This window comes from Nocardia jiangxiensis NBRC 101359, assembly GCF_000308615.1.
Lineage (GTDB): Bacteria > Actinomycetota > Actinomycetes > Mycobacteriales > Mycobacteriaceae > Nocardia > Nocardia jiangxiensis.
In genome coordinates this window covers 1-12,028 of sequence record NZ_BAGB01000141.1, presented here as the reverse complement: position 1 = coordinate 12,028, position 12,028 = coordinate 1, and the positions used below count along the sequence as shown (strand labels likewise).

The window sequence follows — 12,028 nt, the reverse complement described above, 5'->3', positions numbered from 1 at the left end:
CCGTTGCGACTGTTGGAGAACCGCACCTTCCCGGGCGGCACGGTCCTGCTGCGCTACGAGGCGAAACACGACTGACACAGCCAGGCACGCCCTGCGGACGCACTACGCGGTACACGTCGCACCATGGGCATACACGCCCCCTCCGTGATTACCTACGCCGAGCGCTTGCACGCTATCAACGTCCATTCAGCGCTCACCACTCGATAATCGGTGCGGGTTCAAGAGGCCACGGCCTGGACAGTTCCGGACGTTCCGCGCGGACGCCAACGGCCCGAGATGACCTCGGGCCGTTGATCTTCGGACTGTCGCATCTGGCCGCCATGCAGGGGTGCCGACAGCATCATCGACTACGAAATCCAGCTGGGACTCCGAATACGCCGCTACTTGATCGAGTTGGCCAACTGATCGGCATAAGGGGCAGTGAATTTTCCGACAATGGGAAGCCCCGCGCGGACACCGCCGGTGTTGTTCGCCTGGACCATCGCCATGATCCAGACGACGACCGCGAAGGCCGCGACTGCGAGTCCGGCGAAGCTGAAGATGATCCCCAGGACCCCGAGGAGCGAGCCGACGATGCTCAGCACAATATTGACCATCGAGACCGCCCCGAAGAAGACGATCGATTGCGAGGCATGGAATTTCACATCGGGATCGTTCTTTCCCACAAATAGGAAGATGATTCCGGTGAGCCACCCCAGCGCGTACGACAGGATCGCGCTGGTCTTTTTGTCCAAGCCGGTGGACTGCGGTTGGTTCGCGGGAGGTTGAGAAGATGTCATGGGGTGAGTAGACGCCCCGCGCGCCTCCTACCGATCCCAACTTTCAGCACGAACCCACAGGTCGCGGGCCAGCCAGTCGACTGGGATCCCGGACGTGGTTCTCACGACGAGAGGGCTGCCGATGAGCTCGAAATGAGTGCGTTCGAGGGTACCTCCGCCCCAACATTCGTCGGATGGGTGGTGCGCACTGCGGAGGGCACGGTGTCGAGTCGTCCGTCCGGTGACCTGGGTGGCCTGTTCGCGCGTCATCGGCGTTCCTTTTCCGGGGCAGGGTGGCTGCCGACGTCGGCCCGGGCACCATGGGCGGTTGTGGACCCGATGACCGCGGTGATCACCAGAGCGAATGCGACCAGGGCACAACCGGTTCGGGTGAAGTGGAACAGCTCCCAGTGCCGCAGGATCTCGGTGTAGTCGGCGGGCAAGGCGTCTACCCGCCAGCGCTTGATCTGCTGATTGATCGGCACGTTGCCCCAACGCGTCACCACGAACGAGGCGATGACCAGCGCCGAGGCGCTTGCGGAGATCCACCGTTGCCGATGCGCCGATCGCACCGCGAGCAGCAGGGTGCTCAGGACCGCCAAGCCCATCAGCGACTGCATGACCGGTCCGTTGACCCGCATGAGCGCGGTGTGAAAGGTGAACCGAACATCAAGGGGCACTTCGCGAAACGCGTACAGCACGTTCACCGCGCCGTATCCGAATGCCCCGGCCGGCAAACCGGGAAACAACAACGCGGCTGCCCGAACGGATTTCGACAACATCGTCACTCCTCTGCATATCGCAACACCGAGTTGCGATACTGTCAGCATGCCCGCCTTTCACCGATATCGCAACTAGGAGTTGCAATGAGCCGTTCCGCGCCCCTGGGGCGTGGCACCAAGGTCCGCACCGCCGTGCTCGCCGCAACCATCGACGAGCTGAGCGAACGGGGATACGCCGCGTTCACGATCGACAACGTCGCCCAGCGCACCGGTGTGCACAAAACCACCGTCTACCGGCGATGGCCCGATCGCGAGGCCCTGATCGCCGAGGCGCTGGCCGACAGCGTCGCCACCGACATCCCCATCCCGGACACCGGTTCGGTCGACGACGACCTGCGCGCGCTCGCACGCAGCCTCGTCACGTGGGCCAACAGCGCCTCCGGCCGAGCTGTACTGGCTGTGATGGTTTCCACCGCCGCGGGCCTGCCGGCGCCACCCAACTCCGCGCGACATGTCTTCCGTGACCGGATCAGGCAAACGCTGCCGGTCGTGACACGCGCGATCGCCCGCGGTGAGATCCCCGACGCCACCGATCCGGCCGAGATGATCAAAACCCTTGTGGCGCCGATCTATTTCCGCGTCCTGATCACCGGCGAGCCGGTCGACGACAACACCGCCGACGCGGCAGCGACACTGGCGCTCACAGCCGCCCGGGCCCACTTGTTCGCCCATGACTGAACATCCACGTCTGCCGCTGCACGGGTGGTCTGCACAGCAGAACAGCTGCGGCGCAGCTTATCTGGAGTACGCGGGGACGATCACGACGAGTGGCATCGAATCGGCTGAGTGATCTTCGTCGAATTATAGTGGGGTGTCCGATGTTTGGGTGGGAGGCGGTGGGTCGGATGGGCGATGAGGCGCGGCTGATCGCCCAGGATCGGGTGATCGACAGCCTCACCGGGTACGTCACCGCTCAGGTCACCACACAACTGGCTCGGGCAGTGCACGACACCAGCGAGCGAGCGGCGCATCAGGCGCGCGTGCACGAGGCCATGACCACCGGTGAGACGCCCGCGGGCGCGGATGTGCTGCGGGAATGGGACGAATTGCCCGAGCGGCAACGAGAAGCCCATCGGCTGCAGGCCCGTCGCATCGGCGAAAACCTCGCGGCCATCGGCTGTTTCATGGCGCCCGTCGGCGACCCGGTCCAAGACGTGGTGTTCACTCCGCTGGCGGTCTCCCGAGCGGGCCTTCAGGTGTTGCGCGGCACTTCGCGCCGGCTCCCGATCGCGGTGCCGCAGAGCGAGCAGGCCGCCCGGTAGACAGGTGCCATGCCCCTACCGAGCGAACCGCATCGGTTGTAGCGGACCACCAGGATGACACGTCTTGCCTGGTCATCGGACCAGGTCATAAGCGCTATCGTGGTCGTATCGACTTGTTCGGGCAGTACGGGTCGTGCCGATGTGACCTCGCGAGGCGAAGGGCGGTGGTGCGTGTGCGTACAGCGGCTCGGCTCGCGTCGAGCCTCGGGGCCCTACACGGTCCGATTCCGGACTATTCACGCTCCGAGGTGCTGATCGGGTCGGCGGTGTTGCTGGTGTTGCTGGTGGGGGTCTCGGTTGCACTACTGGTGGCGGGTCGGCACCGCGGTGGCGGGCGTCACTGGCCGGCTGGGTGGCGGTTTCACCGGCCTGGCCATTGACTGCGCCGCGGGTCGGTGCCGGCCGAGTTGGACGGCTTCGACCAGCAACAGGATCGCGTCGGCCACCAGGTAACCGCGTAGCGCGAGCATCCCGAGTTTCGTTCCGGCAGACCAGGTTACGGGCTCGAGCAGAGTCAGCGGCGGCATCCGCCAATGGCCTTTCTGGATGAACCCTGCGACGATGTTGAGCCAGGTGCGGTTCACCCACGGGCCCAGGACTTGCGGGTCATTGCACAACAGCAGCAGGAACACGCTCGCGCTGGGCAGCAGCAGACCAGCCAGGAGCCTGCACCGCGGTGGTGATCAACCCCAGCGGCGCGCTCGGGATCAGCACGATCGCAGCGGCCAGGGTGACCATCGCAATGTAGGAGAGATAGAACTGTTTCGCATCTTGGAAGCCGCGGTGCAGGGAGTGTTTGATGCCGAACACATCACCGAATGCGTAACTGGTGGACAGGGTGACCGCGGCGGCGCCGATGATGGACGCATCCAGCAGCACGATCGCGAAGATCGGCCCCAGCACACGGTCGGTCTGCCCGAGCAGGTGCGCGATGGTGCCGGCGTCGCGGAATTTCCCCTGGGATGTCGGACTGCTGGAAGAACAACTGACACGCCGCCACCGTGGTCCCCACGCAGGTCACCGACGGAGAACCAGCCCCAGCCGCGGCCGAAACGCTCGTTGATCAGCCGGGCAAGCCCGCCGCCGGTGACCGCGCACATGCGCACGACCATTTCCTGATTCACGATCAACACCGGAATGAGCAGCAACAGGACCCACAACAGGCCGTAGCCGTAGTTCTGCCCGGCCTGGGCGTAGGTGGCCACTCCACCGGCGTCGTTGTCGCCGACCATCACGATCAGACCGGGCCCGACGATCGCGGCGAGGGGCAACAGCCTGGTCCGCAGCGTGCGTGGCCGGTCGGTCTCGGTGATATCGATGCGGCCGAACGCGCCCTCGATATCGCCCAGGTGCGCCGAATCCAGGACCGCCGAAGGCCGGGAGGTCGGTGTCGTACGCGATTTCTGCGGTGCGGGAGTGTCCTGCGCGGGGGGAGTCGACGGCGTGCTGGGTGTCTTCGTTGTGCCCGAGAGCTGCTCGGGTGCGGGCGAATTCGTGGTGCCGAGTTGCCCGGCTCCGCGGCTCGTGGTGGGGGAGCGGATGGCTGCGCGGTGTCGTCGTCCTGCGGGGCACGCGGTGGTTCGGACGCGGTTTCCCTTGGGGTGGAGCGGCTTTCGTCGGCGTTCGTCACGGTGCGCAGCTGCCGTCGGAGATGTCCGCGGCGGTGTCGGCGCCTGGTGCGGGTTCCCGGATCGGGCGGGGTGCGGGCTCGCGGCGGCGCCAGTCTTCGGGAATGGCGGCCTCGAGAACGTCGTCGACGGTGACGACGCCGAGCACACGTCGGTGTCGTCGACCACCGGCATTGCGTAGAGGTTGTAATCGGCCATGAGCAGGGCGATATCGGTCAGATCGGTATCCGGCGTGACGCGGACCGGGTCGGTATCCATCAGTTCACGCACCCGCGCGCAGCAGCACCTCCCCGTCGCGACGTTCGAACGCGCGCAGACCTGGCTGTTGTCTGCGACGTTGCGGAACTTGCGACTCCTGGCCATTGCGTGCCCGGCGATCCGCGGCACCGGAGAAGCCATCGCCGAACCCGTAGTTGGCCGAGCGCGGAAAGGTGAAGGTGACCGTCGCCGACTCCGCCTACGGCGACAATCTCGGAGGCTTCGACGGAGCGATCATCAGGATCCATCCCAAACGACTGATCAGCTTCGGTATCGCCACCACCGACGCCGCGGTCCGTCCATCCGGGATCGACACCCGTAACGTCGGCTGATCCCACACGATCCTGACCGCGAACTCACCCCACGACGGCCACGCGGGGGCCGTGTTTCGGTAGTAGCTGTGGGCCGCCCGGTCTCGCGCCTCTCGCCGAACCCGCCGGGCGGTAGATCGACGCAACGGGTCTGTCTGGCGCTGCCGAACGGGGTCATCGGCGGAGCGTTGTCGCGGTCGTGGTGCCATTGCCACTGGTTGCCGCGTCGGTCGGCCCGAGACGACGCTCCGAGCAGGACATGGCGGGGTAATAGCTGAAGTGTATCGAGCGAAGTAGGCTGTGCCGCGACCATCGCTGCCGCGAGCATCTACCGCGACCCGTCGTTCGACGGCGTGACCGCAGGTGTGGCCCGAGTTCGACCGAGGAGGCGACGTTGACAGAGCAGCACGCCCACGAGCACCCGCACGAACATGAGCACAGTCACGGCGGGGTGACGCATTCGCATTCGCACACCACGCACGACCACGACCACGTCGGTCATGAGCACACCCACACCCACGCCGATGGGACGGTGCATTCCCACTGGCACAGCCACCAATCCGATCTGCTCGACGAGCACTCCCACTCCCACGAGGAGAACAAACACACGTCGCAGTGAATTGACAGTCGTCAGGACGGTGTCGCGCCAGGACATGAAGTGGTTGTGCATGGCGGAAGCGTCCGTGTCGCCGGCGAGCAGGGCACCCTCACGCACCGAGCATTTCCTCGCGGTCGGGAATGAACGCACCCACCCGCGCGCGAGTGCGGCTGCGGGCCCGCGTTGTCTGGTACCGCCGCGGTGGTGACCGCAGCGTCGGCCAACTGCCATCACTGCTCTCGGTGGTGACATTCAGCCCTACCGGTGGCAATCGGCACGATGGTTGGCCGACTCGTTGAACAACGAGGAGTGAGTCCGAAAGGCAAGCGCGAGTTGAGCGCTAACCCCGGTTTCCCCCCTAGTGAGCAGGGGTAACTGCACGGTAATGCCAAACGTCTGCGATCCGCCGCAGCGTCCAACCGTCCCTTCGGAATCCGAGCTGATTGCGCTGGACTCGAACGAGTGCCCGGCGTTGCTGGCCGGGGTGTCGCTGGGCAGAGTCCTCTACACTCGCGATGCCCTGCCAGCCGTGCGGCCGGTCAACCATGTGGTGCGGGACGGGGAGATCATCATCGGGGCCGGGGCAACGCCATGGCTGACCGATATGGTGCGTGCGAGAGACAAAGCCGTGCTCGGCTACCAAGCCGACCAGATCGACCAAGCTTCCCATCGGGGCTGGACGGTGCGAGTGGTCGGCTACGCGCGGATCATCGACGATCCCGACCGTACCGCCCTGCTCGCCGGGCTCGGCAACTCCGACCCGCTGATCGGTGACGCCTTGCAGACCGTGATCGATCGCGGGTTCATTCGTGAAGTGCCGGAATCGGATTCGGCCGCCCCACCCCGTCCGGTGCCGGGTACCGCACCCGCGACGATCGAGACCGATCCCGGCATCGTCACCGCGCTGATCGCCGACAGTGAGGCCTCCCTGGCCGCCTTGAAACGAGACATCCGGACCCAGTCGGGACCCGCGCTGGTCGACTTCATCCGCGCCGACATCCGGGAGTTGCAGCGAGTCCTGTTCACTCCGACGGGTTTACAGGTGATCACGGCCGGGATGGACGCCTCGTCGTGGCTCAACGAACGGCTGTGGGAATGGCTGGGCGAGAAGAACGCCGCGGACGCCCTCACCCAATCGGTGCCCGGGAACGTGACCTCCGAGATGGGATTGGCGCTGCTGGACGTCGCCGACGTGATCCGTGCACACCCGCAGGTGGTGGACTACCTGAGTCGGGTCGAGCAGGCGGGGCCGACGGCGGACGGTTTCCTCGACGAGTTGGTCCGATACCCGGGCGGCGACGATGCGCGCGCCGCGTTCGAAGGTTTCCTCGACACGTATGGCATGCGCTGCGCCGGCGAGATCGACATCACCCGGCCGCGCTGGAGCGAAAAGCCCGCCATGCTCGTGCCGACGATCCTCGGCAATATCAAGAATTTCGGACCCGGCGCGGGCATGCAGCGCCTCGAACATGGTCTGCGTGCCGCCGAACAGGCGAAAGCCCAACTGCTGCAACGCTTGCGCGCCTTGCCGGACGGAGAGCGCAAGGCCGAGGAGACCGAGCGGATGATCGACCGGGTCCGCACCTTCGCCGGATATCGGGAGTATCCGAAGTACGGCATGGTCAGCCGCTACTTCATTTACAAGCGGGCCCTGTTGCGCGAAGCCGAACGCCTGGTGCGGGCCGAGGTGCTGTGTGAACCCGAAGACATCTTCCATCTCCGATTCGACGAGCTCGACGAGGTGGTGCGCACACAACACGCGAGCGCGGAGCTCATCGAAGAGCGCAAGCACGCATTCCGCCCGTATCGGTCGCTCACCGCGCCGCGGGTGCTCACCTCCGACGGCCAGGCGCTCAGCGGGACCTACCGACGCGAGGATCTCCCCGCCGGTGCACTGCCCGGAATGGCGGTATCCGCCGGAATCATCGAAGGTCGCGCCCGCGTCGTATCCGATATCGCACAAGCCGATCTCGATCCGGGCGACATCCTGGTCACCGCCTACACCGACCCGAGCTGGACCCCGTTGTTCCTCGCCATCAAGGGGCTGGTCACCGAGGTCGGCGGCCTGATGACCCACGGCGCGGTGATCGCCCGCGAATACGGTCTGCTCGCCGTCGTCGGCGTGGACCACGCCACCGAGCTGATCCGTGACGGACAGAGTATCCGGGTGAACGGTACCGACGGATACATCGAGATCCTGTCGTAGCCCGGTGAATTCACAATGCCAGAGAGGCGTTCGGTGCTCGTCTGCGCGACATCCGGAAAGACGCGGGCCTGATCGGAAAGGCGATGGGGGAGCGACAGTCACGGCCCAAGGGGCCCTGACTGCGCGTTCCGGCTGGAGCGTGTTTCGAAAGTAGGCCCGACTGAGCCGTTGCGCGGCTCAGTCCGGGGTTGGTGGATCGTTCAGAGGATGCGGATGACATCGGGGAACGTGTAGCACCGGTGCTGTCGGTGCCGCGGATGAGGTAGACCGCTTCGTGGAAGTCGTTGACGTAGATGTAGACGACCGCGGCCAAGGCGCGGCCGAACCAGTCGCTGCCCCACCGTCCGGCACCGGCCTGGCGCTGCCAGCCGTTTCCGGCGTCGCATCCGACGTGGGTGTAGGTGGCGGTGTGGTGCAGCGCGACATCGGCGCGGAGCGCGGCCGGTCCAGCAGCCGCTGGTAGTCCTCGTCGGTTCGGTGCAGTCCGACCAAGGCGGGCATCACCCTGATCGGTGATTCGAAACCATTGATTCTCCGCCAGCCGAGGAGTGCGACCGGCGATCAGCGGGATTCCCGATGCTCCGGTGTGTCCGGAAGGTGTCGTTCGGGACAACCTGCTCTGCGTCCGCGCGGTAGCGCGCTCGAACAAGGGCTCCGCCGCTTGCGTTGCGCGGCAGTGGTATTGCGGCTCAGACAGTGCCCGGGGGCAGGAACGCCGGGAGCATGAATGTTTCGAGTAGCTGGCGGTGGGACGGGTCGGTCGGGTCTTCGAAGTCCAAGCGGCCGACCAGGATCAGTTGTACGAGTGCCAGCCATTCGCAGGCTGCTTCGTTGGTGATGCCCTCACGGAGTTCGCCGCGTTCGCGGGCGCGGTCGAGAATCGGGCCCCACATTTCCAGGGTCAGGTCGCTGGCCAGGCGTGATGTGCCCACGACGGCCGCGGCCAGGTCCATGTGTTCGGGGCTGACGATCAGTCGGATGAGGGGATCTCTGCGGCCGTGGTCGACCAGGAATATGAGTCCGTCGACGACCTGGTCGCGGAAATGTTTACGTTCGAGAACGTATTTCGTTCCCCTGACGAAGAGCTTGCGGGCGCGCAGGCGGATCAATTCCGCGATGAGGGTGTCCCGGTCGCGGAAGTATCGGTAGATCGTCGGGCGCGATACTCCGGCAGACTTGGCGATGTCGTCCATCGTCGTCTTGGCGACACCGAAATGCAGGAAGGTCGATTGGGCGGCTTCGAGTATCTGCCCGCGTGCTTCCTCGACGTCCCCGCTCAGGACGTTGCTGTTACGACGAGCCATTCTCTTTTCCTGCCCTCCACGGATTTCTGCGTTGTATGCAATACTCGGCGACATCATGGACAATACTCGTTTTTTGTTGTTCGTTCGACGTCCATGGGTGGGCATGGTGCTGCGACGCGTGGTGTGATTCTGAAAACCTTTGGGGGTGAAGGCATCTGGAGTGCCCGTGACCTGGTCGATCGACGGCTGCGCACGGCGAGCCGGTGGCGGAGCACGGTGAGGACTCTCACACTGCCGATGCCGGGTGAGGGCCGGATCAGCGGCCCTCACCCGGGCCGTTCACGGGTTCGGCGTGAACGTGATCGGCAGCCGCGCGCACCCGCGGACCTGGCTGGCGTGCATGACCGGCGGATCGTTGTCCGCGAGCGCGTAATCCGGTATGCGACGGTGGATTTCCTCCAGGGCCAGGCGCAGCTCGATCCGGGCCAGATGTGAGCCCAGGCAGCGGTGTGCGCCCGCGCCGAAGGACAGATGCCGGTTCGGGGTGCGCTCGAGCAGAAGGTCGTCCGGGTCCTCGAACTCCTCGGCGTCCCGATTGGCCGAGCAGAGCATGAGGATCAGCTGATCGCCCTCGGCGATGGTGACCCCGCCCAGTTCGGTCGTGCGGGTGGCGCGGCGGCCGGGGATGACCGCGGCCTCGATGCGCAGGATCTCCTCCACCGCCGACGGGATCAGGCTTTCGTCGCCGATGAGCTGATCGCGCTGTTCCCGGTTGTGCGAGAGGTGGATGATCGCCCACGCCAGCGAGCCCTGGACGGTGTGCAGACCGGCGATGAGCAGCAGGAAGAACATCCGATTGAGTTCCTCGTCGGTCAGCAGCCGGGTGCCGTCCTCGAGAGCGACCTCGGTGTGGATGATCTGCGAGGTGACATCGTCGCGCGGAGAGGCCCTGCGGTCGTTGATGATGTTCTGGAAATATCCGAGCATCTCGAACGCCGCTTTCCCGCGGGCCTGATTGGATTCCTCCTCGGTGGCGCCGGGGATTCCGGTGAGCAGGACATCGGTCGCGTGGGTGAACATCGGCGCGTCGGCCAGTGGCCAGTCCATCAGCGACAGAAATACCCGGGTGGGCAATTCGTGCGCGAAATCGGCGATGAATTCCGATGTTCCGCTGGCGGCGAATCCGTCGATGAGTTCGGTGATCGTCGCGCGGATATCGTCCTCGAGGGCCTTCATCCGATTCGGGCTGAACAAAGGCTGCAGGGCGAGCCGATATCCGGTGTGTTCCGGCGGATCGAGTTCGAGCGGAATGAATTTGCCGAATCCGGCGGTCGTGGTCGTCAGATTGTTCGGGTGGCTGGAGAAAGTCTCCGGGTCGCGCAGGACCTCGTGGATCTCCTTGTACCGGGTGACGATCCAGTGCCCGCCGTGGGCGGTGGAATATACGACCGGGCCGCGACGGGCCAGTTCGGCGACGCGATCCTGCACGGTGTCTTCGGGGAATGCCAGCGACTGGTCGTAGATGTCGAAGTCGACGACCAGGTCATCGGCGACCTCAGCGGAAGTGGTCATGATGTCTTTTCCTCGGATGGGGGAAGGGCGCTGGTGAACGTCAGTGCGCGTTCGGGGCAGGCTGTCGCGGCGCGCTGTGCGAATTCGAGCTGGGACTCGGGGATCGGACCGGCGTCGACGACCGGGTTACCGAAGTCGTCGGCCTCGAGCAGATCGGGCGCTGTCGCGTAGCACAGGCCGTGGCCTGCGCAGGCTGTCCGGTCGACGACGAGGTGAACGGGTTCGGCCATGTCACAGATCTCCGGGCGAGCCCTTGTCCTCGGCGAACCACATGCCGACCCGGGCCAGGGTGCCGCCGTCGGTCGAGGGCATGACGACACCGGACAAGTACTGCGAATCATCGGAGGCCAGGAACAGCGCCACCTTCGCGTTGTCGAGCAGCGACGGGGGACGCTGGAGTTTGAGCGGAATCGGCGAGATCGACGGATCCCAGGGACCGGCGACCTGTTCGTAGGACTGGCCGACGACCGGGGAGCCCTGCGGCATCAGAAAGTTCGGCGACATGCCGTGGGTCGGGCAGATGGCGTTGACTCGGATGCCGTACTTGCCCAGGTCCAGGCTCAGTCCGCGGACCAGCCCATTGACGCCGGCTTTGGTGGCCGAGTACATCGCGATGTTGTGGTAGGCGACCAGCGACGCCGCCGACGACGTCGCCAGGATGGTGCCGCCGCCGTTCTCGCGCAGATACGGGACCGCGGCCTTGGCGGCGTAGACGACACCGCTGAGGTTCACCCCGAGCACATGCTGCCAGTCGGCCTCGGTCAGGTCCTGGAATTCGACCTCCTCGCCGCCCGCGACGGACGGGACGCCGCCCCGGGAGACGACGCCCGCGTTGGCGAACATGATGTCCAGCTTGCCGAAATGCTGCACCGCCTCGGCCACGGCGGAGTTCACCTGCGCCTCGACGCTGACGTCGGCGGTGATGGCGATGGCCTTACCGCCTTGCTGCTCAACGAGTTCGACGGTTCCCGCGGCGCGTTCGGGGTCGATGTCGACGACGGCGATGGAAGCGCCCTCGGACGCGAACAACTGGGAACACTGACGACCGAAGCCGGAGCCGGCTCCGGTGATGACGGCGACTTTGCCTTCGAGCTTCATGGTGGGACTCCGATTTCCAGAAGGATGCGTCCGGCGGGGGACGGGGCCGGTGCGGATGGAGGCGCAGCGGGACCGGCGAATTCGACGCCGTGGGCTGCCCGCCTGGGGCGGGGTGGAGTGCTGTGCCTCACACTCGAAGCTACGCCAGGAGACGAATGACGTCAATCGTAATTTGTCAGTTGATGCGTTGCGGGTGGCGTGAGTGGCTGTCGACGGGCCTCGATCGCGAGTCGTCACCTGCTGTCATAAACCTACAATCTATAGGTATAGTGCAGACGTTGTGCGCCGAATGCGCAGAGAGGAACGACTGG

General features: G+C 65.5%; 11 protein-coding genes and 3 pseudogenes. 6 read left to right on the top strand and 8 right to left on the bottom strand.

Annotation, left to right across the window (positions count from 1 at the left end; all coding sequences use genetic code 11):
- A pseudogene (locus ON40_RS54975) lies at positions 1 to 75 on the top strand (dihydrofolate reductase family protein); the annotation flags it as partial.
- A gap of 305 nt (positions 76 to 380) precedes the next feature.
- On the opposite strand, the gene ON40_RS35000 reads toward ON40_RS54975, so the two are convergent.
- The gene (locus ON40_RS35000; RefSeq protein ID WP_040829563.1) at positions 381 to 779 is read right to left on the bottom strand and encodes a DUF4870 domain-containing protein; all 399 of its coding nucleotides are present in this window, start codon (positions 777 to 779) and stop codon (positions 381 to 383) included.
- Between the two features lie 245 nt (positions 780 to 1,024).
- Positions 1,025 to 1,540 carry an anthrone oxygenase family protein gene (locus tag ON40_RS34995; RefSeq protein WP_051194043.1) on the bottom strand — a complete coding sequence of 172 codons (516 nt, stop codon included), beginning with the start codon at positions 1,538 to 1,540 and terminating at the stop codon, positions 1,025 to 1,027.
- Between the two features lie 84 nt (positions 1,541 to 1,624).
- Between ON40_RS34995 and ON40_RS34990 the strand changes: the two genes are divergently transcribed.
- Both ON40_RS34990 and ON40_RS34985 read left to right on the top strand, forming a co-directional pair.
- Positions 1,625 to 2,218 (top strand): TetR/AcrR family transcriptional regulator, encoded by a 594-nt coding sequence (locus tag ON40_RS34990; protein WP_051194042.1) that lies wholly within the window; start codon positions 1,625 to 1,627, stop codon positions 2,216 to 2,218.
- A 167-nt stretch (positions 2,219 to 2,385) separates the two neighbouring features.
- Positions 2,386 to 2,802, top strand: coding sequence for a hypothetical protein (locus tag ON40_RS34985; RefSeq protein WP_040829562.1), 417 nt, complete (start codon positions 2,386 to 2,388; stop codon positions 2,800 to 2,802).
- A 302-nt stretch (positions 2,803 to 3,104) separates the two neighbouring features.
- Here the strand turns inward: ON40_RS34985 and ON40_RS50450 are convergent.
- Positions 3,105 to 4,166: pseudogene (locus ON40_RS50450) on the bottom strand (divalent metal cation transporter).
- A gap of 262 nt (positions 4,167 to 4,428) precedes the next feature.
- Positions 4,429 to 4,706 (bottom strand): annotated as a pseudogene (locus ON40_RS50445) (CBS domain-containing protein); the annotation flags it as partial.
- Between the two features lie 161 nt (positions 4,707 to 4,867).
- Between ON40_RS50445 and ON40_RS52525 the strand changes: the two are divergent.
- The 3 genes from ON40_RS52525 to ON40_RS34970 all read left to right on the top strand — a co-directional run bounded on the left by ON40_RS52525 (position 4,868) and on the right by ON40_RS34970 (position 7,803).
- Positions 4,868 to 5,020 carry a hypothetical protein gene (locus ON40_RS52525; protein WP_157186603.1) on the top strand — a complete coding sequence of 51 codons (153 nt, stop codon included), beginning with the start codon at positions 4,868 to 4,870 and terminating at the stop codon, positions 5,018 to 5,020.
- A gap of 373 nt (positions 5,021 to 5,393) precedes the next feature.
- Positions 5,394 to 5,618, top strand: coding sequence for a zinc transporter Slc39a7 (locus ON40_RS50440; protein ID WP_083896138.1), 225 nt, complete (start codon positions 5,394 to 5,396; stop codon positions 5,616 to 5,618).
- Between the two features lie 364 nt (positions 5,619 to 5,982).
- On the top strand, positions 5,983 to 7,803 hold the full coding sequence (locus ON40_RS34970) for a PEP-utilizing enzyme (RefSeq protein ID WP_051194039.1): 1,821 nt from the start codon (positions 5,983 to 5,985) through the stop codon (positions 7,801 to 7,803).
- 689 nt (positions 7,804 to 8,492) lie between these two features.
- On the opposite strand, the gene ON40_RS34965 is transcribed toward ON40_RS34970, so the two are convergent.
- The 4 genes from ON40_RS34965 to ON40_RS34950 all read right to left on the bottom strand — a co-directional run bounded on the left by ON40_RS34965 (position 8,493) and on the right by ON40_RS34950 (position 11,717).
- The gene (locus tag ON40_RS34965) at positions 8,493 to 9,107 is read right to left on the bottom strand and encodes a TetR/AcrR family transcriptional regulator (RefSeq protein WP_040829559.1); all 615 of its coding nucleotides are present in this window, start codon (positions 9,105 to 9,107) and stop codon (positions 8,493 to 8,495) included.
- Between the two features lie 279 nt (positions 9,108 to 9,386).
- Positions 9,387 to 10,619 carry a cytochrome P450 gene (locus tag ON40_RS34960; protein ID WP_040829558.1) on the bottom strand — a complete coding sequence of 411 codons (1,233 nt, stop codon included), beginning with the start codon at positions 10,617 to 10,619 and terminating at the stop codon, positions 9,387 to 9,389.
- The gene (locus tag ON40_RS34955; RefSeq protein ID WP_040829557.1) at positions 10,616 to 10,849 is read right to left on the bottom strand and encodes a ferredoxin; all 234 of its coding nucleotides are present in this window, start codon (positions 10,847 to 10,849) and stop codon (positions 10,616 to 10,618) included. Before ON40_RS34955 ends, ON40_RS34960 begins: the two co-directional genes overlap by 4 nt.
- A 1-nt stretch (position 10,850) precedes the next feature.
- Positions 10,851 to 11,717, bottom strand: coding sequence for an SDR family NAD(P)-dependent oxidoreductase (locus tag ON40_RS34950; RefSeq protein WP_040829554.1), 867 nt, complete (start codon positions 11,715 to 11,717; stop codon positions 10,851 to 10,853).
- Positions 11,718 to 12,028 lie beyond the last annotated feature (311 nt).